General features: G+C 57.2%; 25 protein-coding genes. 18 read left to right on the top strand and 7 right to left on the bottom strand.

What is annotated here, in order from left to right; all coding sequences use genetic code 11:
- Both dapE and C813_RS29530 read left to right on the top strand, forming a co-directional pair.
- Complete coding sequence (gene dapE, locus C813_RS29535) at nucleotides 1-1,128, top strand: succinyl-diaminopimelate desuccinylase (RefSeq protein ID WP_017458939.1); 1,128 nt, start codon at nucleotides 1-3, stop codon at nucleotides 1,126-1,128.
- Nucleotides 1,129-1,144: 16 nt separating this feature from the next.
- Entirely contained in the window at nucleotides 1,145-1,345 is a 201-nt protein-coding gene (locus tag C813_RS29530) for a YpfN family protein (protein WP_017458940.1), read from the top strand.
- Between the two features lie 41 nt (nucleotides 1,346-1,386).
- Here the strand turns inward: C813_RS29530 and ypfH are convergent, their stop codons facing one another.
- The 6 genes from ypfH to dapA form a co-directional block, all read right to left on the bottom strand.
- The gene (ypfH, locus tag C813_RS29525; RefSeq protein WP_017458941.1) at nucleotides 1,387-2,085 is read right to left on the bottom strand and encodes an esterase; all 699 of its coding nucleotides are present in this window, start codon (nucleotides 2,083-2,085) and stop codon (nucleotides 1,387-1,389) included.
- Nucleotides 2,086-2,162: 77 nt separating this feature from the next.
- Entirely contained in the window at nucleotides 2,163-4,166 is a 2,004-nt protein-coding gene (locus C813_RS29520; RefSeq protein WP_017458942.1) for a tRNA(Met) cytidine acetyltransferase TmcA, read from the bottom strand.
- A gap of 10 nt (nucleotides 4,167-4,176) precedes the next feature.
- Nucleotides 4,177-5,043 (bottom strand): KPN_02809 family neutral zinc metallopeptidase, encoded by an 867-nt coding sequence (ypfJ, locus tag C813_RS29515; RefSeq protein WP_017458943.1) that lies wholly within the window; start codon nucleotides 5,041-5,043, stop codon nucleotides 4,177-4,179.
- Between the two features lie 132 nt (nucleotides 5,044-5,175).
- Nucleotides 5,176-5,889, bottom strand: a complete 714-nt coding sequence (purC, locus tag C813_RS29510; protein ID WP_017458944.1) for a phosphoribosylaminoimidazolesuccinocarboxamide synthase — start codon at nucleotides 5,887-5,889, stop codon at nucleotides 5,176-5,178.
- A gap of 106 nt (nucleotides 5,890-5,995) precedes the next feature.
- Nucleotides 5,996-7,030, bottom strand: coding sequence for an outer membrane protein assembly factor BamC (gene bamC / locus C813_RS29505; RefSeq protein WP_017458945.1), 1,035 nt, complete (start codon nucleotides 7,028-7,030; stop codon nucleotides 5,996-5,998).
- A gap of 16 nt (nucleotides 7,031-7,046) precedes the next feature.
- Entirely contained in the window at nucleotides 7,047-7,925 is an 879-nt protein-coding gene (gene dapA, locus C813_RS29500) for a 4-hydroxy-tetrahydrodipicolinate synthase (RefSeq protein WP_017458946.1), read from the bottom strand.
- A gap of 145 nt (nucleotides 7,926-8,070) precedes the next feature.
- Between dapA and C813_RS29495 the strand changes: the two genes are divergently transcribed.
- From C813_RS29495 to focA, 14 genes are all read left to right on the top strand, one after another.
- Nucleotides 8,071-8,643: a glycine cleavage system transcriptional repressor gene (locus C813_RS29495; RefSeq protein ID WP_017458947.1), complete on the top strand. Its 573-nt coding sequence runs from the start codon at nucleotides 8,071-8,073 to the stop codon at nucleotides 8,641-8,643.
- Nucleotides 8,643-9,113, top strand: a complete 471-nt coding sequence (gene bcp / locus C813_RS29490; RefSeq protein ID WP_017458948.1) for a thioredoxin-dependent thiol peroxidase — start codon at nucleotides 8,643-8,645, stop codon at nucleotides 9,111-9,113. Before C813_RS29495 ends, bcp begins: the two co-directional genes overlap by 1 nt.
- Before the next feature lie 269 nt (nucleotides 9,114-9,382).
- Nucleotides 9,383-10,003 (top strand): 4Fe-4S dicluster domain-containing protein, encoded by a 621-nt coding sequence (locus C813_RS29485; protein WP_017458949.1) that lies wholly within the window; start codon nucleotides 9,383-9,385, stop codon nucleotides 10,001-10,003.
- Complete coding sequence (gene hyfB, locus C813_RS29480) at nucleotides 10,003-12,024, top strand: hydrogenase 4 subunit B (RefSeq protein ID WP_017458950.1); 2,022 nt, start codon at nucleotides 10,003-10,005, stop codon at nucleotides 12,022-12,024. The genes C813_RS29485 and hyfB overlap by 1 nt, the downstream gene beginning before the upstream one ends.
- 13 nt (nucleotides 12,025-12,037) lie before the next feature.
- A complete protein-coding gene (locus C813_RS29475; RefSeq protein ID WP_017458951.1) occupies nucleotides 12,038-12,985 on the top strand; it encodes a respiratory chain complex I subunit 1 family protein in 948 nt (315 codons plus the stop codon).
- Nucleotides 12,986-13,001: 16 nt separating this feature from the next.
- Nucleotides 13,002-14,441, top strand: coding sequence for a hydrogenase 4 subunit D (locus C813_RS29470; RefSeq protein WP_017458952.1), 1,440 nt, complete (start codon nucleotides 13,002-13,004; stop codon nucleotides 14,439-14,441).
- An 11-nt stretch (nucleotides 14,442-14,452) separates the two neighbouring features.
- Nucleotides 14,453-15,103, top strand: coding sequence for a hydrogenase 4 membrane subunit (gene hyfE / locus C813_RS29465; RefSeq protein WP_017458953.1), 651 nt, complete (start codon nucleotides 14,453-14,455; stop codon nucleotides 15,101-15,103).
- 4 nt (nucleotides 15,104-15,107) lie between these two features.
- Nucleotides 15,108-16,691, top strand: a complete 1,584-nt coding sequence (gene hyfF / locus C813_RS29460) for a hydrogenase 4 subunit F (protein WP_017458954.1) — start codon at nucleotides 15,108-15,110, stop codon at nucleotides 16,689-16,691.
- 20 nt (nucleotides 16,692-16,711) lie between these two features.
- Entirely contained in the window at nucleotides 16,712-18,421 is a 1,710-nt protein-coding gene (locus C813_RS29455; RefSeq protein WP_096325422.1) for a hydrogenase large subunit, read from the top strand.
- An 11-nt stretch (nucleotides 18,422-18,432) separates the two neighbouring features.
- Nucleotides 18,433-18,981 (top strand): hydrogenase 4 subunit H, encoded by a 549-nt coding sequence (gene hyfH, locus C813_RS29450; protein ID WP_017458956.1) that lies wholly within the window; start codon nucleotides 18,433-18,435, stop codon nucleotides 18,979-18,981.
- Nucleotides 18,978-19,754, top strand: a complete 777-nt coding sequence (locus C813_RS29445; RefSeq protein ID WP_017458957.1) for an NADH-quinone oxidoreductase subunit B family protein — start codon at nucleotides 18,978-18,980, stop codon at nucleotides 19,752-19,754. The genes hyfH and C813_RS29445 overlap by 4 nt, the downstream gene beginning before the upstream one ends.
- Entirely contained in the window at nucleotides 19,747-20,160 is a 414-nt protein-coding gene (locus C813_RS29440; protein ID WP_017458958.1) for a formate hydrogenlyase maturation HycH family protein, read from the top strand. The genes C813_RS29445 and C813_RS29440 overlap by 8 nt, the downstream gene beginning before the upstream one ends.
- A gap of 109 nt (nucleotides 20,161-20,269) precedes the next feature.
- The gene (locus C813_RS29435; RefSeq protein WP_017458959.1) at nucleotides 20,270-22,219 is read left to right on the top strand and encodes a sigma 54-interacting transcriptional regulator; all 1,950 of its coding nucleotides are present in this window, start codon (nucleotides 20,270-20,272) and stop codon (nucleotides 22,217-22,219) included.
- Nucleotides 22,220-22,324: 105 nt separating this feature from the next.
- Complete coding sequence (focA, locus tag C813_RS29430) at nucleotides 22,325-23,182, top strand: formate transporter FocA (RefSeq protein ID WP_017458960.1); 858 nt, start codon at nucleotides 22,325-22,327, stop codon at nucleotides 23,180-23,182.
- A 39-nt stretch (nucleotides 23,183-23,221) separates the two neighbouring features.
- Here the strand turns inward: focA and C813_RS29425 are convergent, their stop codons facing one another.
- Nucleotides 23,222-24,286 carry an AI-2E family transporter gene (locus C813_RS29425; protein WP_017458961.1) on the bottom strand — a complete coding sequence of 355 codons (1,065 nt, stop codon included), beginning with the start codon at nucleotides 24,284-24,286 and terminating at the stop codon, nucleotides 23,222-23,224.
- Between the two features lie 222 nt (nucleotides 24,287-24,508).
- On the opposite strand from C813_RS29425, the gene bepA reads away from it, so the two are divergent.
- Nucleotides 24,509-25,975: a beta-barrel assembly-enhancing protease gene (bepA, locus tag C813_RS29420; protein ID WP_017458962.1), complete on the top strand. Its 1,467-nt coding sequence runs from the start codon at nucleotides 24,509-24,511 to the stop codon at nucleotides 25,973-25,975.
- Nucleotides 25,976-25,987: 12 nt separating this feature from the next.
- On the top strand, nucleotides 25,988-26,344 hold the full coding sequence (gene arsC, locus C813_RS29415) for an arsenate reductase (glutaredoxin) (RefSeq protein ID WP_017458963.1): 357 nt from the start codon (nucleotides 25,988-25,990) through the stop codon (nucleotides 26,342-26,344).
- Nucleotides 26,345-26,371 lie beyond the last annotated feature (27 nt).

The raw sequence follows: 26,371 nt of genomic DNA, 5'->3' as shown, positions 1-26,371 counted from the left end.
ATGTCGTGCCCGGTTATTGAGCTGACACAGCAGCTTATTCGTCGCCCTTCTCTGAGTCCCAATGATGCAGGATGCCAGGCGCTGATGATTGAACGTCTGCGCGCGATCGGTTTTACCATTGAACCGATGGATTTTGGCGACACGCAAAACTTCTGGGCATGGCGCGGACAAGGCGAAACGCTGGCCTTCGCTGGCCATACGGATGTAGTGCCAGCGGGCGATGCCGACCGCTGGATCAACCCGCCTTTTGAACCGACCATCCGCGACGGCATGCTGTTTGGCCGCGGCGCGGCAGACATGAAAGGTTCGCTGGCGGCGATGGTCGTCGCCGCCGAGCGTTTTGTCGCGCAGCATCCGCAGCATAAAGGCCGTCTGGCATTTCTCATCACCTCTGACGAAGAGGCCAGCGCCACCAACGGCACCGTTAAAGTGGTCGATGCGCTGATGGCGCGTAATGAACGGCTGGATTACTGCCTGGTCGGTGAGCCTTCCAGTACGGAAGTGGTCGGCGATGTGGTAAAAAACGGTCGTCGTGGCTCGATGACCTGCAACCTGACCATTCACGGTGTTCAGGGGCACGTTGCCTATCCGCACCTGGCGGATAACCCGGTGCATCGCGCCGCGCCAATGCTCAATGAGCTGGTGGCGATCCAGTGGGATCACGGCAACGAATACTTTCCGCCGACCAGCATGCAGATTGCCAATATCAAAGCCGGAACCGGTAGCAACAACGTTATCCCTGGCGATCTGTTTGTGCAGTTCAACTTCCGCTTCAGTACCGAACTGACCGACGAAATGATCAAAGCTCACGTGCAGGCGCTGCTGGATAAACATCAGTTGCGTTACAGCGTGGAGTGGTGGGTGTCCGGGCAGCCTTTCCTGACGGGGCGCGGCAAGCTGGTGGATGCGGTGGTTAATGCCATTGAGCACTATAATGAAATCAAACCGCAGTTGTTAACCACTGGCGGCACGTCAGATGGCCGTTTTATCGCGCGTATGGGCGCACAAGTGGTTGAACTCGGGCCGGTGAACGCCACCATTCACAAGATCAACGAATGTGTGAACGCGGCGGATTTGCAACTGCTTGCCCGTATGTATCAACGCATTATGGAACAACTCATCGCCTGATGGCCTGGAGGATGACATGGATTGGCTGGCAAAATATTGGTGGATTCTGGTACTGGTGTTTTTACTTGGTGTACTGATTAATGTGATCAAAGACCTGAGCCGGGTCGATCACAAAAAATTCCTCGCTAACAAGCCGGATCTGCCACCGCATCGTGATTTCAACGACAAGTGGGACGACGATGACGACTGGCCGAAACAGGATCAGCCGAAAAAGTAAGCCTCACATAATTCCCCCCCTTTCGGGGGGGAATTTTTTGCTCATAAAAACTCGACAATATCGTCGTCATTCGGCTTGCCGCCGCTTAACGCTTCATCGAAATAGTGCTTCGGCACGGTGTAGCGCAAATGTTTGAGCGCCAGCTCAATGCTGCGATCATCAATGGCATGGCCCAAATCGTCGACAATATCCAGCGTGATATCGCCGCCCAGCGTTTGCACTGCTTCCTGCGCCTTCACCGCCCAGGCCAAATCGATAACCCGGTCTTCACCGCCGTGAATCAGGTGAATGGTTTGTGCCGTGGAAACCGCCTGCGGCAGCGTGGCGTAACGCCCGTTGAACGCAATCACCCGCGAAGCAAGATCCGGCTGCGCTTTCAGCCCTTCCAGCGCCATAATCGCCCCTTGCGAAAAGCCAATCAGCGCCGTGGCTAACGCGTTTACGCCGCTTTGCTGCTGCCAGTAGCGCACAACGTCAATAAATTGCGGCATCACAGCATCAATGCGTTGCTGACGATTTTCTTCCGTCACGCCTGCCACGGAAAACCACTGGCGGGCCGGTGGTGCGCCGCAGGCTTCGACGCCGCCAATACTGACGATCAGCGCATCGGGAAAGTGCGGTGCAAACCAGCCACCAATCTGTCCCATGGAGACCGGGTTATCGCCAACGCCATGAAACAGCAGCAGTAATTGTTTTGCCGGGGATTGCGGACTTTGTACAACGAAATGGTCATGTTTCATGGTTGTCTCCTTAAATCGTTGAGTGCAGTTTACGCCCGGGAGCCATAATGACCATGCCATTTAACTGAATGAGTTAGTTAAAAAAATTGCAGTTTCTGCACCTGTGTTTTCAGTTTGAGCGCGCGATCAGCATCCAGGTGCAAGAGCGCCTGGTCACACTCCTGGCGCTGAGATAGCAGCAGCGCTTTACGCCCGTTCAACGATAAACGCTGGCATAACGCCTGTTCGCTTTCGCCATCGCTTACCTGTCCTCGCAATGCCAACAATGGCAAATGCGTGTGCGCCAGCAAACGGCATAACGCGCCATAAGCCGCCGAAAGTGGTCGATGCGCAAAAGCGAAACCGGCCAGTTCCAGCCAGTCCTCTTCACTAAGCGTAGTCGACTGAACAACAGGCAGAGACAACGTTTCCTCGCGCCAGTCGGCAAGCCAGGGCAGATCGCGCGCCAGGCGAGTCTGTTCCCGCACCCGCAGTGCTTCGCCAGCCGCCGTCAGCGGGATTATCGCCATGGCGGTAAAACAGCCGCTGCTCGCTTCGCGATGGCTGCCAAGGCGCACCAGCGAAAAACCGCAGCGCTGCCAGAAACGCCATAATTCTGGCGTATAGCCAAAACTGACGGAGAGGTAATCACACCCCGTTGTATGCGCTCGCGCATGGGCGATGAGCGCACTGCCAATCCCCGTACGCTGGCAAAAGGGATGCACAGCAATGCGGCTGATACGCCGCCCGCGCAATGTTGCCGCCAGCGGGCTACCGCCGTGCGCGGCCAGCGATTGCGCGACAAGATTACCGCGCGGACGGCGAAAACCCGCCCACACCGCCTGGCTAAGATCGGCACTTAACCCACCCTCTTCCACCATCCAGAGTGCAGCAACCGCCGTTTGTGCCCGCCAGGCCAGCCAGAAATGCTGCCCTGGCGCATCCATCATGCGTCGCAGATCAAGCGGTGACGTGCGGTAATGGGCGCTCGCCAGCAGACGATAAATCGCCGCCGTCTCTTGCCAGGCCCGTGCTGATAACGGCTGCATGGTGATGTCACCTGTCGGCGGTTTAACGACAGGTTCATCGTCAAACAGCAACAGGGCGTTAATTACCTGCTCCAGCGGGCAGCCCTGCGCCCAGCGCAGCGGCGTAGAGAGCGTGTAATGACGTAACTGCGGAAACCCGGCACAGAACTTCAGCAAAAAACCCTGCCCGGTACCTTCATAGCCCTGTACGGTGGTGGTGAGCAATGCGCGAGGGAAAGCGGAAACCAACGCATGCAGCAGCGGACCAGGAATGGCAGCGGCTTCATCCACTACCAGCCAGCCCGGCAGTGTTCCCTGCGCAGTTATCTGCTGGAGCAACACATCCGGGGCGATAAAGTTGAACCGTTCGCCTGCGTATTGCGCCAGCACATCGGTGGCGGCGCGCGCAGGTGCGGTGACCGTGACAGGCTCAGATATGCGGGCAATATGCATCCCCGCCAGCGCCGATTTCCCTCGCCCGCGCGGCGCCGTCACCACCGCGACACCTGGCGGCATGTGCTGAAGTTGCTCAAGGATCTGCGCCTGCTCATGCTCAGGTGCGCCGGTTGCCGCGTGCCACTCAGGCCAGGGAGGAAAGTCTGGAAGCGAGAAAGGTGATGCCTGCTGCCACACCACGGTTTGTGGATCGTCACGGAGCGTACGGCAAAAGTGATCAATAAAAAGCGGGGTCGGGATCGGCTCGGCGGTGTCGCTCCATCGCAGGCTGTCTGCATCCGGCTGCTGCGGCCACAGCGCGAACGGCGGTGTGAGCAACACCAGCCAGCTACCGGCCGTGAGCGTCCCACCAAGCGCGGCAAACGCGGCGACATCGAATCCTTCACGCGCATCGAACACGGCATGATGGAATTCCCGCCCGAGCAAAGTCGTTAATGCGCGAGGTTGAATGTGTTGTGACCAGCCGCTATTTTCACCGACCCACAGCCAGTCGCCGGGAAGCGAGTCGCGCAGTGTGCTCGCCTGCGCCTCACTCCACGCAGGCTGACCGGCAATCACCAGCAAGCGGCGGAACCCTTCCCGCACCATGCGGGCGCTCAGTTCAATCAGCTGTTGCATCACGAGGTGATTACAACTGCCCGCTGAATGTATTGCACTGCGCCGGATCGCCGCTGTCCATGCCGCGTTTGAACCAGGTGTAACGTTGTGTCGAGGTACCATGCGTGAAACTATCCGGGAAGGCGACGCCCTGACTGCGTTGTTGTAAGCGATCATCACCAATGGCTTGCGCGGCGTTTAACGCCTCCTCGACATCGCCAGGCTCCAGCACACCTTGCTGCGCCATGCTGTGGCCCCAGACGCCCGCATAACAATCGGCCTGCAACTCCATGCGCACTGACAGAACATTCGCCTGCTGTTTGGTGGCGTTTTGCTGCAGGCCGCGCACTTTAGCTTCCGTTCCCAGAAGTTTTTGCACGTGATGACTGACTTCATGGGCAATCACATAACCCTGAGCAAAATCACCGCCCGCGCCGAGCTTGTTTTTCATCTCATCGTAAAAAGAGAGATCGATATAAATTTTGCTGTCCGCCGGGCAGTAAAACGGTCCCATAATGGATTGCCCGGTACCACAGCCGGTATGGGTGCTGCCACGGTACATCACCAGCGTCGGCTGTTGATAATGTTGCCCCATTTTTTCAAACAGTTGGCCCCAGGTTTCTTCGGTGGTGGCGAAAATGACGCGGGTAAAATGCGCAGACTCATCCTCGTGCGGGTTCGCGGCGCGCTGTTGTTGCGTGGGTGGGCTCACCGGTTGCCCGGTCAGTAAACTGGTGAGATCAACACCGTAATAGCTCGCGACAATCACCACCAACAGCAGGATTATTCCACCCTTACCACCCGGTAAACGAAACCCGGGCCCGCGCATCGACGGCCCACCCGACTCATTACGTCGGTCTTCTACGTTGTCACTCTCTCGATGGCCTTGCCAGCGCATAACTACCTCACTATCCCAATGATGGACTCAGTGTATATATGATCGTAGGCGCAGAGGGAAGGATTAGCACAGGAAAAAAGTGAGGAAATCCGGAGGATGCAGGCATCCTCCGGAAGTAACGCGAGGTGAAGATCAGTCCAGTTTCACGCCAAGACGGTGCGCCACGGCTTCATAGGCTTCAATCAGGCCGCCAAGGCTCTGACGGAAACGGTCTTTGTCCATTTTATCCAGCGTTTCTTTATCCCACAGGCGGCTGCCGTCCGGGGAGAACTCGTCGCCGAGTACCACTTCGCCTTTAAACAGGCCAAATTCCAGTTTGAAATCAACGAGGATCAAACCGGCGTCATCAAACAGTTTGCTCAGCACGTCGTTGGCTTTGTAGGTCAGCTCTTTCATGCGCGCCAGATTTTCTTTGTTCACCCAGCCGAAGGTTTCGCAGTAGGATTCGTTCACCATCGGATCGTGCATCGCATCGTTTTTGAGAAACATATCGAACAGCGGCGGATTCAGTTCAATGCCCTCTTCAATGCCCAGACGTTTCACCAGCGAGCCTGCCGCACGGTTACGAATAACGCACTCTACCGGCACCATATCCAGCTTTTTAACCAGACATTCGGTATCAGAAAGCAGCGCTTCCATCTGGGTCGGGATGCCCGCTTCTTGCAGCTTAGTCATAATGAAATGGTTGAACTTGTTGTTCACCATACCTTTACGATCGAACTGTTCAATGCGCGCGCCATCCCCTGCTGACGTATCGTTACGGAATTCGAGCACCAACAGGTCCGGGTTTTCCGTACTGTACACGGTCTTCGCTTTGCCGCGATACAACTCAGCTTGCTTTTGCATCTTCATTACTCCAGGTGTGATTACAAGGCTAATTTGGCTATTTTACGCCGACGCACACGTTTGCGTCACCATAATAAAAAAAGGCCGGAACATCCGGCCCTGAGGATTATCGGTTAAACGCCGCCTGGAAGGCTGCGACTAACGCGTCGTTCTGCGATTGTGTCAGCGTGTGACCTTTAGGATCGATGAACTGAAGGCTGCTGCGGTTATCCAGATCGCCGACCTGCAGTTTATAGTCGCCGGAGGCCAGACCCGGATCGCGCGCGCCCAGTTCCTGCCAGCTGCTGTCAGACAGCGGCTTGTAGGTCACCGCAATGCTGCCCGTTGAACGGGTGCTGTCGGTGACTTTCATGCCCACTTTTTCCAGCACGGACGGCAGACGTTGCCACACCACGTTAAACGGCCCACGCACCACCAGCATCGGCAGACCGGTATCATCGGCAGCGCTCTGGACATTCAGCGTAGAAACGCTGCGGTTTTCCGCCGCCGTTTGTGCGTCAGTTGCGGTTTTATCCAGACCAGAGGAGATAACGTTCAGCATTTCGGTGCTGTAACGCTGCAGCGATGCGGCGTCCGCCACCGGTTTGCCCGCTTGTTCCAGATTCACCAGCTTGACGACAACTGCCTGCTGGTAACCCTGCGGTTTCACCGAGATTTGATAACGACCACGATACTGCTGATCTTCATCCAGACGGTTCCAGTCAACCCAACCGGTGGTCAGGATCTGCGTGGCATCGTCACGTTTGTCGATGCTGTAGTTTTTCCCCTGAAGAATGCTGACAACCTGCGGCCACAGCGTGCTGTTGCGGCCATTTTCGACCATCAGCGTCGCGGTGTCACCGGTAAACTGGGTGCGCGCACCGCTCACCAGCGCCAGCGGCTGAGCTGGCGGACGAATGTCCAGCGCTTTACCTACCGCGCCACTGCCGTTAGCAACAGGGATGGTGTAATCACCGTTTTGCACCGGGAGGATCATCCCTGCGGGCGCATGAAGTTCAGCAAGCGGAGCCGCATCCAGATAGGATTCGTCACCGCTAACCTGACGCTTATAACGTGAATCGGAACTACAGGCGGCGAGCAACATCACAAGTGAAACACCCGCTACCTTCGCCAGGCGCGACTTCTGTACTGAGTAAGCCATCAAATCTCCCTAAACTTTACAGCAGACCGGCATGCTTAAGCGCAGTGCGGACAACGTCACGACCATGGTCGGTAATGGGCGTCATCGGCAGACGCAGCGTGTCGGTTGCTACAAGCCCCAACTCCATACATGCCCATTTGACTGGGATCGGATTGGGTTCGACAAATAGTTTGTTGTGTAACGGCATCAAACGCTGGTTGATCACGCGTGCTTCGGCGTAATTCCCCTGGGTCGCCAGTTTGCACATGTCAGCCATATCGCGCGCCGCCACGTTGCTGGTCACGGAAATCACACCGTCACCGCCGAGCTGCATAAAGTCCAGCGCGGTGGCATCGTCGCCGCTCAGCAGGATAAAGTCGTCTGAAACCAGCTCTTTGATCTGATGAACACGACTTAAGTTCCCGGTCGCTTCCTTAATACCGATAATATTTTTAATTTTCGCCAGACGGCCTACGGTTTCCGGCAGCATATCGCAGCCGGTACGCGACGGCACATTATACAGAATTTGCGGCAGGTCAGTATGTTCGGCGATGGCTTTAAAATGCTGGAACAGCCCTTCCTGAGTCGGGCGGTTGTAGTAAGGCGTAACGGTCAGGCAACCCACCACGCCGCTGTCGTTGAAACACTGGGTCAGGCTGATGGCTTCTGCGGTAGCGTTCGCGCCCGTCCCGGCAATCACAGGGATGCGCCCGTCCGCCAGTTCAACCGTCATCTTCACCACGTCGGCATGTTCATCATGGCTCAGCGTGGCGGATTCACCGGTAGTCCCTACCGAAACGATCGCCGTGGTTCCGTTGGCGACATGGTAATCAATCAGTTTTTTCAGGCTTGACCGGCAGACTTTACCTTGCGAATCCATCGGCGTGATAAGCGCGACAATACTTCCCGTGAACATGGGCCATCCTCTGTGCGAACAAGATTCTCAATGGTACGTGCGGTGCCGTCAGAAAAGCAAGAGACCTGAGGCCCTGTGGCGGTTGTATGCCGGTTTTTTTTATGCTTTCCTTATGATTACCTCACGTTTGACAGGAAGCTCAGGTTTGACAACCTCATCACAACACTTTTTGGTTATCACTGCGCTGGGGGCCGACAGGCCTGGCATTGTGAACACGATCACACGCCACGTCAGCAGCTGCGGCTGTAATATCGAAGACAGCCGTCTGGCGATGCTGGGGGAAGAGTTCACGTTTATAATGCTGCTTTCGGGTTCGTGGAACGCCATCACCCTTATCGAATCGACGTTGCCGCTGAAAGGCGCCGAGCTGGATTTGCTGATTGTGATGAAACGTACCGATGCCCGTCCGCGTCCTGATATGCCAGCCACCGTGTGGGTGCAGGTTGAAGTCCCCGATTCTCCCCACCTGATTGAGCGTTTCACTGCGCTTTTCGACGCACACGAAATGAATATTGCGGAGTTAGTCTCCCGTACACAGCCCGGTAATCTAACCGTTGCGCCAACGTTATTTATCCAGATAACCGCTCATAGCCCCGCGTCACAGGACGCGTCAAATATTGAGCAGGCGTTCAAAGCCCTATGTACAGAATTGAACGCGCAAGGCAGTATAAACATCGTCAACTATTCCCAGCATGATGAACAGGATGGAGTTAAGTAATGAATCCACTGAAAGCCGGTGATATCGCACCGAAATTTAGCTTGCCCGATCAAGACGGTGAACAAGTAAATTTGGCCGACTTCCAGGGACAGCGTGTTCTGGTCTATTTCTACCCGAAAGCCATGACACCAGGCTGTACTGTCCAGGCCTGTGGCCTGCGCGATAACATGGATGAGTTAAAGAAAGCGGGCGTGGAAGTGCTGGGTATCAGCACCGACAAACCAGAGAAACTTTCCCGCTTTGCCGAAAAAGAGCTGCTCAACTTTACGCTGCTCTCAGATGAAGACCACCAGGTCTGCGAGCAGTTTGGCGTCTGGGGTGAAAAAACCTTTATGGGCAAAACCTACGACGGCATCCACCGTATCAGCTTCCTGATCGACGCTGACGGTAAAGTTGAACATGTATTTGATGACTTCAAAACCAGCAATCACCACGACATCGTGGTTAACTGGCTGAAAGAGAACGCCTGACAGTAACGCCCCTTTTTTCAGGGCGGCCCAATAGGGTACGCCCTTTCCTTTGCCTTCCCCCTGCAAATATTTGACCGCAATCACACTTCACACCGTGATGTCGACACTTGTGCCGACAGGTTAATTTTCGCTCTACGCTGACCATCACTTTTGTTCGCCTCTCACTTCTCAATAACAAACAACCATTTGAAATTTAATAACTTATAACTTTGGCACAGCTTATGCTAAAGCAGGCTCAATGTTTTTTACCTCTATTCCAGGGAGCCGAAATGAACCGCTTTGTGATTGCCGATCCCGAGTGGTGTATAGGATGCAATACCTGCCTTGCCGCTTGCTCGGATGTGCATAAAAGCCAGGGACTGCAGCATCATCCCCGGCTGACGCTCGTGCGCACACCCAGCAAAACCGCGCCGATACTGTGCCGCCACTGTGACGACGCGCCGTGCAAACAGGTGTGTCCGGTTAATGCCATTTCGTTTCGGGATGATGCCGTTTATCTCAACGAAACGCTGTGCATTGGCTGCAAACTGTGTGGGCTGGTGTGTCCGTTCGGGGCGATCACGCCCGCCGGCAGCCGCCCGCTCAATATTCCCGCCCGTTACGAGCATCACCTTGCCGAAGAACAATTACGCGATGTGCCCGGCAGTGCGCCCAACGATCACCCGTTTTTACGCTGGAACGCGGGGGTGCAAACCATCGCGGTGAAATGCGATCTCTGCGAGTTTCTGCCCGAAGGCCCAGCCTGTGTACGGGCTTGCCCTACGCAAGCGCTGCATCTGGAAACAGAAAACACACTGCATAAACAGCTCAAGGCCCGTCGGGAGCTGGCCGCACTGAGTTCAACCGATGTGACCTTCCCTCCTCTTCCCTCTTCGCCGGAGCAACGCTAATGGATGCCCTGCAATTATTGATGTGGTCAATCGTGGTGTACGTCGCCGGAGGCTTCTTGTCGTTGTTGCTTGCCCGCAGTCAGGAACTGGCGATCAACGTCGCCGGGATCGCCGCCATGATCGGCGGCGTGCTGGGGATCGCCAGCGCCCTGAGCGCATTGCACGGCGGCGTGCCGCTGAGTTTTCAGGCCATTGGCCCGTTTGATTTCGCCCATTTCGTGGTGCGCATGGATAGCTTGAGCGCTTTCATGGTGCTGGTGATTTCACTGCTGGTCACGTTGTGCGGGCTCTATTCACTGGCCTATGTGCGGGAATACATCGGCAAGGGTGCCGGGGCGATGGGCTTTTTTATGAACCTGTTTATCGCCTCGATGGTAGGCCTGGTGGTGATGGATAACGCGTTCTGGTTCATCGTGCTGTTTGAAATGATGTCCCTCGCCTCGTGGTTTTTGGTTATCACTGACCAGGATGAAGAGTCGATCAGCGCCGGGATGCTCTACTTCTTTATCGCCCACGCCGGGTCGGTATTGATCATGATCGCCTTCTTCCTGATGTGGCGGCAGAGCGGCAGCCTCGATTTCGCCAGTTTTCGCGCACTCACGCTTGAGCCGGGCACCGCATCGGCGGTCTTCCTGCTGGCCTTTTTCGGTTTTGGCGCCAAAGCCGGGATGTTGCCGCTGCACAGCTGGCTGCCGCGCGCCCACCCGGCTGCACCGTCGCACGCCTCGGCGCTGATGTCCGGCGTGATGGTGAAAATCGGTATCTTCGGCATTATCAAAGTTGGTATCGACCTGCTCGGTCACAGCGGCATTCCGTTGTGGTGGGGCGTGGTGGTGCTGGCGTTTGGCGCAGTGTCGTCGGTGCTTGGCGTACTGTACGCGCTGGCAGAGCATGACATCAAACGCCTGCTGGCGTGGCACACCGTTGAGAACATCGGCATCATTTTGCTTGGCGTCGGCGTCGGCATGGCGGGCATTGCCTTACATCAACCGGTAATTGCCGCCGTCGGCCTGCTCGGCGCGCTGTTTCATCTGCTGAACCACGCGCTATTTAAAGGCCTGCTGTTTCTGGGCGCAGGTGCAATCATCTTTCGTCTGCATACCCGCGATATGGAAAAAATGGGGGCACTCGGCAAACGGATGCCGTGGACGGCTGGCGCGTTTCTGGTCGGTTGCCTTGCGATTTCCGCGATGCCGCCGCTGAACGGCTTTATCAGCGAGTGGTACACCTATCAGTCGCTGTTCTCCCTGACCCGCATCGACGCCATCATCCCGCGCCTCGCTGGCCCCATTGCCATTGTGATGCTGGCGATCACCGGCGCGCTGGCGGCAATGTGTTTTGTGAAAGTTTACGGCGTCAGTTTTTGCGGCAATGCCCGCAGTGAAAAAGCCGATCAGTCACGCGAAGTGCCGTGGCCGATGGTTGCCGCCATGTCCGTGCTGGCGCTGCTGTGCGTGGCGCTCGGCGTGGGCGCAAGCTGGGTGGCCCCGCAGTTAATGCATATCGCGCTGAGTTTAACGCCACCAGCAGCACTTGCCGCCGCCGAAGGCGCAACGCTTATCCCCGGTGATGCGCAGCAAGCGATGCTGACGCCTTCCACCGTGTTCCTGCTGTTACTGCTTTTGCCCCTGCTGCCCGGCGTGCTGTGGTTTCTCAACCGCCAGACGCGCGGCGCGTTTCGCCGCAGCGGCGATGCCTGGGCCTGTGGTTACGCGTGGGAAAAAGGCATGGCCCCCTCCGCAGGCAGCTTTACCCAGCCATTACGTGTGATGTTTGGCCCGCTTTACCAACTGCGTAAACAGCTCGATCCGGCTCAGCCTTTACAGCGCAGCCTGGGCGGTATTACGCAGGCGGCAACGCGCACGGAGCCGTTCTGGGACGAGAAAATCATTCGCCCGCTGGTCAGCGCGACGCAGCGTGTGGCTCGCGTGGTGCAGTACCTGCAAAGCGGCGATTTCCGGCTCTACTGCCTGTATGTGATTGCCGCGCTGGTGATCCTGCTGCTGACGATCGCGCTGTGAGGAGGAGACAACAATGTTAGAACAGACATCTGCGTGGTCACTCGGGGTATTTGCCCTCTGCCAGGCGGCCCTATTGCTGGCGCTGACGCCACTGTTTACCGGGGTTTCCCGGCAAATCCGCGCCCGCATGCACTCCCGAAAAGGGCCGGGGATCTGGCAGGATTACCGCGACTTACAAAAGCTGCTAAAACGCCAGGCTGTCGCGCCGGCTTCATCTGGCCTGATGTTTCGCGTCATGCCATGGGTGTTGCTCAGCAGCATGCTGCTGGTGGCGATGACGCTGCCGCTGTTTATCCGCACCGCGCCGTTTGCCGGAGCAGGCGACTTAATCACCCTGATTTATCTCTTTGCCCTGTTCCGTTTCTTCTTTGCCCTTTCCGGGCTGGATACCGGCAGCCCCTTCTCTGGCCTCGGCGCCAGCCGCGAGCTGACGCTGGGGATTCTGGTGGAGCCGATGCTAATCCTTTCGCTGCTGGTGCTGGCGTTACTGGCGGGTTCCACCCAAATCAGCGCCATCAGCAACACGCTGGCGGCGGGCTGGATGTCGCCGGTCGCCACCTTTTTAGCGCTGCTGGCTTGCGGGTTCGCCTGCTTTATTGAGATGGGAAAAATCCCGTTCGACGTCGCGGAAGCGGAGCAGGAGTTGCAGGAAGGCCCGCTGACCGAATACTCCGGCGCGGGTCTGGCGCTGGTGAAATGGGGCGTCGGCCTGAAACAGGTCGTAATGGCTTCGCTGTTGCTGGCGCTGTTTTTCCCCTTCGGCAATGCCGTCACACTCAGCGTGGGCGCGATGGTGCTGTCGCTGGTGATCACGCTGCTGAAACTGCTGGTGGTGTTTGTGTTGGCATCGGTGGTGGAAAACTCGCTGGCGCGCGGGCGCTTTTTGCTGACGCACCGCCTGACCTGGCTCGGCTTCAGTCTGGCTGCGCTGTCCTATGTCCTCTGGTTAACCGGTTTGTAAGGAGCGCGGAAAAATAATGGAAACTCTTGCTCTGACGACGCTGCTGCTGCCCTTTATCGGCGCGCTGGTCGTCTCGCTTTGCCCACGGAAAACCGCGCCGCGGCTTGCCACGCTCTTCGCGCTTCTGGCAACGCTTGCCACCATGCTGCTGGCCTGGCGCTTTTACCAGGCGGGCAGTGAAACCGCAGATATGCCGCTGCTGACGGCGGGTCAGGTGGTGCTGTTTGGTCTGTTAGTCGACCGCATCAGCACACTGATCCTGTTTGCGGTGGTCTTTCTTGGTCTGCTGGTGGCGCTCTATTCGACCGGTTACCTGACGCGCAGCAACCGCGAGCATCCGCACGACGGCAGCAACCGTTATTACGCGTTCCTGCTGGTGTTTATCGGTGCGATGTCCGGTTTAGTGCTCTCCTCCACGCTGCTCGGGCAGTTGCTGTTTTTCGAGATCACCGGCGGCTGTTCCTGGGCACTGATTAGCTATTACCAGAGCGAAAAATCGCAGCGTGCGGCAATGAAAGCGCTGCTTATCACGCACGTCGGTTCGCTTGGCCTTTATCTGGCTGCGGCCACACTGTTTTTGCATACCCACACTTTTGCGCTGAGCGCCATCAGTCAGCTACAAGGCCCGGCGGCGTATCTGGTGTACGGCGGCATTCTGTTTGCCGCGTGGGGCAAATCCGCCCAGTTGCCGTTGCAAGCCTGGCTGCCGGATGCGATGGAAGCACCAACCCCGGTGAGTGCTTACTTACACGCCGCGTCAATGGTGAAAGTGGGCGTCTACATTTTTGCCCGCGCGATCGCCGAAGGCGGACACATACCTCACATCATCAGCTGGATTGGCGTGGGCATGGCGACGCTGACGCTGGTATACGGCTTTTTGATGTATCTGCCGCAAAAAGATATGAAACGGCTGCTGGCCTGGTCGACCATCTCGCAACTGGCATGGATCTTCCTTGCCCTGTCGCTGTCGACCTTCGGCTCGCCGCTGGCCTTCACAGCGGGGATTGTTTACATCTTCAACCACGCCTTTGCCAAGAGCCTGTTTTTCCTCGTCGCGGGCGCACTGAGTTACAGCTGCGGTACTCGCCTGTTGCCGCGCTTGCGTGGGGTGATGAAGACATTGCCGCTGGCGGGCATTGGCTTTTGCGTTGCCGCGTTAGCCATCACTGGCGTGCCGCCGTTTAACGGTTTCTTCAGTAAATTCCCCCTCTTCGCCGCCGGTTTTGCCCTGTCGAATGACGACCCGATTTTACTGGCGGTGATGATTCTGGCGCTGGTGGAATCCGTCGCCAGCTTCGGCTGGTTTATTTACTGGTTCGGGCGTGTGGTGCCAGGTGAGCCGAGCGAGGAAGTGGCGCAGGCCGCACCGCTGCCGTATGCGATGAAACTGGTGCTGGTGATTCTGATTGTGATGTCGCTGTGCTCAAGCGTGATCGCTGCGGCGTGGCTTGGATAAGGGAGTCGATAATGACGGGAACACTGCTTGTTAACAACCTGGCGGGGCTGATGATGTTCACCTCGCTGCTGGTCACCTGCGCCAGACGCTACTCCGTCTCCTGCTGGTTGTATGCCCTGCAATCGCTGGTGCTGGTCTCTATCTTTTTTACTCTGTCGCAGTTGCTGGACGCCGAACAGTTGCTGATGTGGTCGTTCAGCGCCTTCTTCACCAAAGTGCTGCTGGTGCCGCTGATCATGGGTTACGCCTTTCGCAAGATGGCGCAATCCGGCGTTGGGGAACGGCTGTTTGGCCCGGCCACGCTGGTGCTGATGGCGGCGGCGATTGTGCTGCTGTGCTGGTTTGTGGTGCGCCCGGTGCAGTTGCCGATGATCGCCCAGCTCAAACCGGCACTCGCCGTGGCGCTCGGCCATTTTCTGCTTGGGCTGTTGTGCATTATCAGCCAGCGCAATATTTTGCGGCAGATCTTCGGCTACTGCCTGATGGAGAACGGCTCGCACCTGGTGCTGGCGCTGCTCGCCTGGCGTGCGCCGGAGCTGGTGGAGATTGGCATCGCCACTGACGCCATTTTCGCGGTGATTGTGATGGTGCTGCTGGCACGGAAAATCTGGCGCACCCACGGCACGCTGGATGTCAACACACTGACGGCGCTGAAGGGGTAACACCATGAGCCATACCTTGATGTTCACGTTGTTACTGCTGACGCCGCTGCTGGTTTCTGCGCTGTGCTTCGCCTGCCGCCTGAGCGGCAATGCGGCACGCACGCTGGTCACGGTGGTGCATACGCTGGGGATTTCGCTGCTGCTGGTTATCGCCCTGTGGACGGTGGCGGAAGCGGTGCGCGAAGGGGAAATTTTCGCCGCCAGCCGCTGGTTGCATATCGACAGCCTGAGCGGACTGTTCCTGTCGTTGCTGGGCGTCATCGGTTTTATCACCGGGCTTTACTCGATTGGCTATATGCGCCATGAAGTGGATCACGGTGAAATCAGCGTGCCGACGCTCTGTTACTACTACGGTTTTTTTCACCTGTTCCTGTTCACCATGTTGCTGGTGGTCACCAGCAATAACCTGATTGTGATGTGGGCGGCGATCGAAGCCACCACGCTGAGTTCCGCTTTTCTGGTCGGTATTTACGGGCAGCGCTCGTCGCTGGAAGCGGCATGGAAATATATCATCATCTGTACCGTTGGCGTGGCGTTTGGCCTGTTCGGTACGGTGCTGGTGTACGCCAATGCCGCCAGCTTTATGGCGCAGCCTGATCACGCCATTTTCTGGACCGAAGTGCTGAAAGAGAGCGGCCAGCTCGACCCGACGCTGATGGTACTGGCGTTTGTGTTTGTGCTGATTGGCTTTGGGACCAAAACCGGGCTGTTCCCGATGCACGCCTGGCTGCCGGACGCGCACAGTGAAGCGCCGAGCCCGGTAAGCGCCCTGCTCTCGGCGGTGCTGCTCAACTGCGCACTGCTGGTGCTGATCCGCTACTACATCATTATTTGTCACGCCATTGGCGACAGTTTCCCCAACCGGCTATTGCTGATTTTTGGTCTGCTGTCGGTGGGTGTCGCCGCGTTCTTCATTGTGGTGCAGCAGGATATGAAACGTCTGCTGGCTTACTCCAGCGTGGAAAACATGGGGCTGGTGGCCGTTGCGCTTGGCATCGGCGGCCCGCTCGGTATTCTGGCGGCGCTGCTGCACACGCTCAATCACAGCCTGGCGAAAACGCTGCTGTTCTGCGGCTCCGGTAATGTGCTGCTGAAGTACGGCACCCGCAATATGGATGTGGTGTGCGGGATGCTGAAAGTGATGCCGCTTACCGCCGTACTGCTGGGCGGCGGCGCGCTGGCGCTGGGCGGTATGCCGCCATTCAATATTTTCCTCAGTGAGTTTATGACCGTCACCGCCGGGCTGGCGGCGGAACACCTCGCCGTCACTATTCTGCTGCTGGTGTTGCTGACGCTGGTGCTCGGCGGGCTGGTGCGCATGGTGGCGAAAGTGCTGTTCGCCACGCCGCCGCAGCAGGTGGCAACCGGCGAACTGGGCTGGCTCACTACCGCGCCGATGGTGATTCTGCTGGTGATGATGCTGGTGATGGGTACGCATATTCCTCAGCCAGTCAGCCGGTTACTGGCCAGCGCCGCCACCATCGTGCAGCAAAACAATGATGATCATCCCACCCAGCTTAGCTGGCTATGGGCCAATTTTGATACCACCGCCGCATCGGCCACGCCGTCGCATCGTCAGGGAGAGTGAAAGTGAGTTATTTAGCCAGCGTGAATCTCCAGCAACCTCGCGGCAACGCCTGTCTTGCTGCATTAAAGGCGCAGTTTCCCGGCGCGGTGCTGGACGAGGAGCGCCAGACCTTCGAACAAGTCACGATAACGGTCAAAATCAACCTGTTGCCGGACATTGTGCACTACCTCTATTACCAGCATGACGGCTGGTTACCGGTGCTGTTCGGCAACGATGAACGCACCCTGAATGGTCATTACGCGGTCTATTACGCGCTGTCGATGGAAGGTGCGGAAAAGTGCTGGATTGTGGTGAAAGCGCTGGTCGATGCCGACACGCGCGAGTTCCCGTCGGTGACGCCGCGCGTACCCGCCGCGGTATGGGGCGAACGTGAGATCCGCGATATGTACGGTCTGATCCCGGTCGGTTTGCCGGATCAGCGCCGGCTGGTGTTGCCGGATGACTGGCCGGACGATCTACACCCGCTGCGCAAAGACACCATGGATTACCGTCTGCGCCCGGAACCCACCAGCGACACGGAAAACTACACCTTTATTAACGATGGCGGCAATTCGGCGCGCATTGTGCCGATTGGCCCGCTGCATATCACCTCCGATGAACCGGGGCATTTCCGCTTGTTTGTCGATGGCGAACGGATTGTCGATGCCGATTACCGCTTGTTCTATGTCCATCGCGGCATGGAAAAGCTGGCGGAAACCCGTATGGGCTACAACGAAGTGACGTTCCTGTCGGACAGGGTTTGCGGTATCTGCGGTTTTGCCCATAGCGTGGCTTACACCACCTCGGTCGAAAACGCGCTCGGCATTGTGGTGCCGCAGCGGGCACACACCATTCGTTCGGTACTGCTGGAAGTGGAACGGCTGCACAGCCATCTGCTGAACATCGGTCTTTCCAGCCACTTTGTCGGTTTTGATACCGGTTTTATGCAGTTTTTCCGCATCCGTGAAAAATCGATGACCATGGCTGAACTGCTCACCGGTTCGCGTAAAACCTACGGTCTGAATCTGATTGGCGGTATCCGCCGCGACATTCTGAAAGAGCAGCGCGTCAAAACCATTCAACTGGTGAAAGAGATGCGCGCGGAAGTGGCGCAACTGGTCGATATGCTGCTCTCCACGCCGAACATGGCGCAGCGCACCCAGGGGGTTGGCATTCTTGATCGCCAGGTCGCACGCGATTTCAGCCCGGTCGGGCCGCTGATCCGTGGCAGCGGTTTTGCCCGCGATTTACGTTTCGATCACCCGTACGCCGATTACGGCAACCTGCCGAAAACGTTGTTTACCTGGCCGGATGGCGACGTCTTTTCCCGCGTCATGGTGCGGGTGAAAGAGGTGTTCGATTCGCTGGCAATGATTGAGTTTGCCCTTGATAACCTGCCGGATACGCCGCTGCTGACCGAAGGGTTCAGCTATCAGCCGCATAAATTCGCCCTCGGTTATGTGGAAGCGCCGCGTGGCGAAGATGTGCACTGGAGCATGCTCGGCGACAACCAGAAACTTTACCGCTGGCGCTGTCGCGCGGCGACCTACGCCAACTGGCCGGTGCTGCGCTATATGCTGCGCGGCAATACCGTTTCCGATGCGCCGCTGATTATCGGCAGCCTCGATCCCTGCTATTCGTGTACCGACCGCGTGACGCTGGTGGATGTGCGCAAGCGTAAATCGACAACCGTGCCCTACAAAGAGATCGAACGTTACGGCATTGAACGTCGCCACTCGCCGCTGAAGTAAGGAAAGAAACGATGCTGAAATTGTTGAAAACCATTCTCAGAGCGGGCGAGCCAACGGTGAAATACCCGTTCGCGCCGCTGGAGGTGTGTCCGGGGTTTCGTGGAAAACCGGAACTGGATCCGCAGCAATGCATCGCCTGCGGCGCCTGTACCACCGCCTGCCCGGCGAACGCCCTCACGCTCGAAACGGATGCCGGAGAGAACAGCCGCGTCTGGCAACTGTTCATTGGCCGCTGCATCTACTGCGGGCGCTGTGAAGAAGTGTGCCCGACGCGGGCCATTCGTCTGTCGGAAGAGTTTGAACTGGCGGTCACTAACAAAGCCGATCTCTATGTGCGCGCCACCTTCCGCCTGCAGCACTGTCGCGAGTGCGGCGTGCCGTTCGCGCCAGAAAAATCCGTGGCGCTGGCGGTGGAACTGCTGGCCCTGAACCAAAACGCACCACACCAGCTGGAGAACCTGCGGGCACAAGCCTCTCTCTGCCCGGCATGCCGCCGACGCGCGGCGCTGGAGCATCGCGGCAGCGTGAACGTGCATTATTACCTTAAGGAGCAAGCATGAGTTCCGACCTGAAAGTGCTGAACCAGCATGTCAGCCAGCCGGTTCCGCTCGATGAATCCGCGCAGAAAATGAAGCAGCTCCTGCTGCGCGATATTCAGCGTTCTGCTTACGTTTACCGCGTCGATTGCGGCGGCTGTAACGGGTGTGAAATCGAAATTTTTGCCGCCATTACGCCGCTGTTTGACGCGGAACGCTTTGGCATCAAAGTGGTGGCGTCGCCGCGCCACGCGGATATTTTGCTGTTTACCGGCGCGGTCACCCGCGCCATGCGCATGCCCGCGCTACGTGCCTGGGAATCGGCACCGGATCATAAAATCGCTATCTCCTACGGCGCGTGCGGCGTCGGCGGCGGGATTTTCCACGATCTTTACTGCGTGTGGGGCGGCAGCGACACCATTGTGCCAATTGATGTATGGATCCCCGGCTGCCCGCCGACGCCAGCGGCGACCATCCACGGTTTTGCCGTGGCGCTTGGCTTGCTGGAGCAAAAACTGCACGCCGTCGACCATCAACAAGCGGCAGATGAAATTGCCAGCGTACGCTGGCCGACACTGCCACTGGCATTGCGCGTGACGCTCGAACGGCTGGCGCGCCAGCTGGCAGGTTATCGCCAGGGACGTGAGATAACCGACCAGCTCTTTGCGTTATTAACCGCAGGCGATCCCGCGCAGGCCGCGCAGCGGGTGAATCACTGGCTGCAACATGCAGCGGACCCGCGTCTGACCTCCATCGTGCAGCAACTGATGAACGAGCTGGAGCGTGCCCATGTCTGAGCAGCAAGCGAAAGTGATGTTCTGGATGCTGCGGCAGAAGTTTGTCGATAACAGTGTCGAACTGGAAGAGAAAAGCCGCCAGGTGATGTACTACTCGCTGGCAATTGGTCACCACGTTGGGGTCATCGACTGCCTCAACGTGGCGCTTGAATGTACGCTTGATGATTACCAGCACTGGCTGGCGTTGCTCGACGACGCCGATGCCAGGCGCAAAATGCAGGGGTTATTAACCTTTGGCGAAATCGTCATCGATGCCAGCCACGTGAATACCCTGGCACCAACATTCGTGCAGTTATCAAAAACGGCGGAAGAACCCTGGCGGAGCTGGAGCCGCCAGTTGCTGCAACATTTACAGGATATGGCGCATGAACCGGCGATCTATCTGATGGTGCGGCTGTTGCGCTGAATGATTCATCACATAAATGTCACCCCAGTGATTTATACGTGAAGCTTGTAACACTACAAAAATAAGGGGTAATGTACTATTTACGCTCACTATTAAGGGCGACGTATCCATGATCTTACGGCAGTTGCTGGAACAGAATACTCACACTTCGTTACTCCGGGCGTTTATCCCCTTACCGCCGCCTTTCAGCCCGGTCCAGTTTATCGAGTTACGCTTAAATAACGCCCACTTCTGGCGCTGCTTTGATGATGGCTGCGCCGAAAGTAGCGAGCGTGAATATGGCGGAAAAGTCAGCGACAGTTCGCTGCATCTCGTGCTGCTTGCGCAAAGTGATGTGCTGGAGTTACGTTTTGCTCGCACCGATAACGGTCAGTTCACTGAGCAGGACAACACGATGTTTAGCTGGCTGGCGCGGCTGGCAAGCCAGGCGCTGGAAGATCAGCTTTCCCGCATGGAGTTAAATCAGTCGATCGAGACGTTGCGTGAAGAGCGCGACCATGATCGGGTGCTGGTGGACATTACCAACTCGGTGCTTTCGCATCTGGATCTTGACGATCTGATCGCCGATGTTTCGCAGGAAATTCACCGCTTTTTCGGTATCGATAATGTCCGCGTGGTTCTGCGCGACACGCTGCACTCCCGCCAGCTTATTTGCCATGCCACCCACTTTCCCTGCTGCCCGCCGGAAACTGAGCGCTTTGCGCTGCGCAGTGATAGCCCGGTGGTGCTGGCGGCGCTCAATGAAAATCAGGGCGCACTGCTACACCAGGCGCAGGATGCGGCGTTATGGCAGCACGATCCCGTATTGCAACAGCTATCGATGCAGGGATTAAACGTGGTGTTTGTTCTGCCGCTGACCTTCAGCCACCACGCGCCTGGCGTGCTGTTGCTGGCGCACCGGGACGCCTCGATTTTCAGTGAGCAAAACTGTCGATTATTGCAGCAAATTGCCGACAGAATTGGCATCGCCGTCGATAATGCCGACGCCTACCGGCAGGTGATTCATTTAAAAGAGAATCTGAACAGCGAAAACCGCAAACTGAACGAGCAAATCGCTTCCAGCCAGAGTTTTGGCGACATCATTTACCAGAGCGATGCCATGCGCGAGGTGCTCCAGCAAGTCAATATTGTGGCACTGAGCGACAGCACGGTGCTGATCCTCGGTGAAACCGGCACCGGCAAAGAGATCATCGCCCGCGCGCTGCATCAGATGAGCCCGCGTAAAGACAAACCGCTGGTAAAAATCAACTGTGCCGCCATTCCCGCCAGCCTGCTGGAAAGCGAGTTGTTTGGTCACGATAAAGGCGCCTTCACCGGGGCGATTAACGCCCATCGCGGGCGTTTTGAGATGGCCGATGAAGGCACGCTGTTCCTTGATGAAATTGGCGATATGCCCCTTGAGCTGCAACCCAAATTGCTGCGGGTGTTGCAGGAGCGCGAGATCGAACGCATCGGCGGCACAAAAACCATTCCGGTTAACGTGCGGGTGATTGCCGCCACCAACCGCGATCTGCGCCAGATGGTGATTGACCGCGAGTTCCGTAACGATCTGTTTTACCGCCTGAATGTGTTTCCGCTGGTGCTGCCGCCGCTACGCGAGCGGCCAGATGATATTCCGCTACTGGCGCGTTATTTCACGCAAAAACTAGCACGCCGCCTCAATCGCACTATCGATACCATTCCTGCCGACACCATCCAGCAACTGATGCGCTACGAGTGGCCCGGTAACGTACGCGAGCTGGAAAACGTCATTGAACGCGCCGTGCTGCTGGCACGCGATAACACCCTGAACCTGCATCTGCACGCGCAACCGGTCAGCATGGTGCAGCCTGTCAGCCACGATCCCTTTCCCTTCACGCTGCCAAAAGTGGCGGAGATGATGCGCCCGGAGCCGCCGGAAAATGACGAAGCGGAACGCCAGCAGATTATCCAGGTGCTGCGCGAGACCAACGGCATTGTCGCCGGACCGCGCGGCGCGGCCGCCAAACTCGGCATGAAACGCACCACGCTGTTATCGCGAATGCAGCGTCTTGGTATCGCCGTGCGCGAAGTGCTGTAACCCCCTTCGGGTTCTGTGAACCCGCTAACGCTCTCTGGTTTGTCGCTGGTATGCGCTATGCATAAGACGGCGGGTGTCTACTATGCATTGAATCAGGAGAATCAAATGGATACCGGCAACGCGTTTGACCTGCGACTTCCTGCGGAAATGGCAAAAGTCGCCGAGCAGTCTGGATTGTATAAAGTCAGCAAACGAAAAGAGCTGTCGTTCTTCCTCGCAATTACTGCGGGCGTGTTTATCTCGATTGCGTTTGTGTTTTACATCACCGTTACCGCCGGGCCTGCGCCCGCGACTGCGCTGGCGAAGCTGGCGGGCGGCGTCTGTTTTTCCCTCGGGCTGATTCTGGTGGTGGTCTGCGGGGCGGATCTCTTTACCTCAACCGTGCTGACGGTGATGGCAAAAGCCAGCGGGTTGATTAGCTGGCGGCAACTGTTTACCAACTGGGTGATCGTCTATTTCGGCAACCTCGTGGGTGCGCTGTTTTTTGTGGCGTTGATATGGTTTGGCGGCCAGGCCATGAACAGCAACGGCTTGTGGGGGCTGAATGTGTTGCAAACCGCTGACCATAAAATGCACCACACCTTTATCGAAGCGGTGTGTCTGGGCACACTGTGCAATTTGATGGTCTGCCTGGCGGTGTGGATGAGTTATTCCGGGCATACATTGACGGATAAAATCATGGCGATGTTGCTGCCGATCGGCATGTTTGTCGCCAGCGGTTTTGAACACAGTATCGCGAACATGTTTTTGCTGCCGCTGGCGGTGATTATTCGTGACTTCTCACCGCAGAGTTTCTGGACCGCGGTACACAGCTCGCCGGATAACTTTCCGGCGCTGACCATCAGCAATGTGATTACCGATAATCTGCTGCCGGTGACGATTGGCAATATTATCGGCGGCGGCGTGCTGGTAGGGGTGACCTACTGGATTATCTACCTGCGCCATCAGAACGACACGCATTAGGAGAATGCCGGGCGGCAAGCTGGCTGCCGCCCGGTAAATTTACTCTTCTGACACCGGCGGTGAATCCGGCCAGGCGTGGATCACCGCCTGAATCAACGTTGCCAGCGGAATAGCGAAAAAGACGCCCCAGAAGCCCCACAGCCCGCCGAAGATAATCACCGATAAAATGATCACCAGCGGATGCAGGTTAACCGCTTCGGAGAACAGCACCGGCACCAGCAGGTTGCCGTCCAGCCCCTGAATAATCAGATACACCGCGAAGCAGCTCCAGAACTCGGTGCCCAGCCCGAACTGGAACAGCGCCACGCCGACCACCGGAATGGTGACGACAAACGCGCCGATATAAGGGATCAGCACCGAGAAGCCGACCAGCACCGCCAGCAGCAGGGAGTAGTTGAGACCAAACAGGATAAAACCGATCCAGGTGGCGACGCCGACGACAATCATCTCCAGCACTTTGCCACGGATGTAGTTGGTGATTTGCTGATTCATCTCTTTCCACACCTGGCCCGCCAGCCCACGGTTGCGCGGCAGTACGCGGCGCACGGCGTTGAGCATCTGCTCTTTATCTTTTACCAGGAAGAAAACCATCAGCGGCACCAGCACCAGATAGACCGCCAGCGTCAACAGCCCGACCAGCGAGGCGAGCGAATATTTCACCACGGAATCGCCCATTGTGAGCATACGGGAGCGCATGTTTTCCGCCATCGCATCGATGATCCCCGCATCCATTAACGCCGGGTAGCGGCGCGGTAAGGTGGCGGCAAAATCAGAGAGTTTGCTTAACATGCCGGGCATATCGCGGATCAGGTAAATCCCTTGCTGCCAGGCAACCGGCATCACCACAAACGCCATCACCAGCAGGATGCCGACAAACAGCACCAGAACGATGGTGGCAGCCCAGGTACGCGAACAGCCGATACGTTGCAGACGTGCAGTAGGCCACTCAAGCAGGTAAGCGATCACCAGCGCTACCAGCAGCGGCGCAAGAAGGCCGCTGAAGAAGAAGAGAATACAGAACCCCGCGAGCAGAATGACCAGCAGCGCAATCGCCTCCGGATCGCTGAAGCGGCGGCGATACCACTGCATTAACATTTCGAGCATAACGTTCCTTTATGAGCCTCTTGCGCGGGGGTAAGGAGTGGAATTGTATCGAAATGTCACAAAAAAGACTTCGCTTTTCGTATCCTTTGCGGGAAACATAGCAATCCACTGAATACAATGTTTTTCATCCCTAAAGGCGGCTACACTCGAAGGCCGGTGAGCCGGAACGATGCCGCCGAAAGCAGGTCAACAGTGTGTCACCCCAAATACAGGAAAGAGGTTATGTTCAGGCAGTTGAAACGAACGCTGGTCGCAACCCTGATTGCCGCACTCAGTGCAGGTAGCATCGTCCCGACGTGGGCAGATTCATTAGACAGCACGCTGCCGGATATGGGCACCTCGGCGGGAAGCACGCTCTCCATTGGTCAGGAGATGCAGATGGGCGACTATTACGTTCGCCAGCTTCGCGGCAGCGCGCCGCTGATTAATGATCCGCTGCTGGTGCAGTACATTAATTCCCTCGGTATGCGTCTGGTGGCGCACGCGGATTCGGTCAAAACCCCTTTCCACTTCTATCTCGTCAATAACGACGAAATCAACGCCTTCGCCTTTTTTGGCGGCAATGTGGTGCTGCACTCCGCGCTGTTCCGCTATACGGATAACGAAAGCCAACTGGCTTCGGTGATGGCGCACGAAATTTCCCACGTCACCCAGCGCCACCTGGCGCGCGCGATGGAAGACCAAAAACGCAACGCGCCACTGACCTGGGCGGGCGTGCTGGGTTCCATTTTGCTGGCGATGGCTAACCCGCAAGCCGGGATGGGCGCGCTCACCGGCACGCTGGCCGGTACACAGCAAGGGCTTATCAGCTTTACCCAGCAGAACGAACAGGAAGCGGATCGCATTGGTATTCAGGTGCTGCAACGCGCCGGGTTTGACCCACAAGCTATGCCGACCTTCCTCGAAAAACTGCTGGATCAGTCGCGCTACTCCACGCGCCCGCCGGAAATTCTGCTGACGCACCCGTTACCGGAAAGCCGCTTGTCAGATGCGCGCAACCGCGCCAACCAGATGCGTCCGGTGGTGGTGCAATCATCCGAAGAGTTCTATATGGCGAAAGCGCGTACGCTTGGCATGTACAACTCCGGGCGTAACCAGCTCACCAGCGATCTGCTGGATGGCTGGTCGAAAGGTAATGTGCGTGAACAACGCGCGGCGCAATATGGCAGGGCGTTACAGGCAATGGAAGCGAAAAATTACGCCGAGGCGGCAAAAACCTTGCAACCGCTGCTGAGCGCCAGCCCGAATAATGCCTGGTATCTCGACCTGGCGACCGATATCGATTTAGGGCAGAACAAAAGCGCGGACGCCATTAAACGCCTCAATGCTGCCAGCGAACTGAAAACCAACCCGGTGCTGCAACTCAACCTGGCGAACGCTTACCTGGAAGGCGGTCAGCCCGCTGAAGCCGCGCGCATTCTTAACCGTTACACCTTTACGTATAAAGAGGATGTCAACGGCTGGGATTTACTGGCGCAGGCAGAAGCGGCGCTGAATAACCGCGATCAGGAGCTGGCCGCGCGTGCCGAAGGGTTAGCGCTGGTGGGCAAGCTGGATCAGGCGATCACCTTGCTGAGTAGCGCCAGTTCGCAGGTGAAACTCGGCAGCCTGCAACAGGCACGTTACGATGCGCGAATTGACCAGTTACGCGAGTTGCAGCAACGGTTCAAGCCGTACCAGAAAATGTAATAAGGAGAAGAGATGTCAGAGACGGTGAAGATTTACCATAACCCACGCTGCTCAAAGAGCCGCGAAACGCTGGCGCTGCTGAAAGAGAACGGTGTGGAGCCAGACGTGGTGCTCTACCTCGAGACGCCGCCGGACGCGGCGACGGTGCAAAAGCTGCTGAAAATGCTCGGCATGTCCAGCGCGCGCGAGCTGATGCGCAGTAAAGAAGATCTCTACAAAGAATTACAGCTTAGTGATAGCGCACTGACGGAAGCGCAACTGGTGCAGGCACTGGTGGATAATCCGAAACTGCTTGAACGCCCGATTGTCGTTAGCCACGGCAAAGCACGAATCGGTCGCCCGCCGGAGCAGGTGCTGGAGATTTTGTAGTATTAAAAAACCCTCGTCGGTCTGGCG

The organism is Kosakonia sacchari SP1, assembly GCF_000300455.3.
Taxonomy (GTDB): Bacteria; Pseudomonadota; Gammaproteobacteria; order Enterobacterales; family Enterobacteriaceae; genus Kosakonia; species Kosakonia sacchari.
This window is presented reverse-complemented; position numbering and strand designations above follow the sequence as displayed.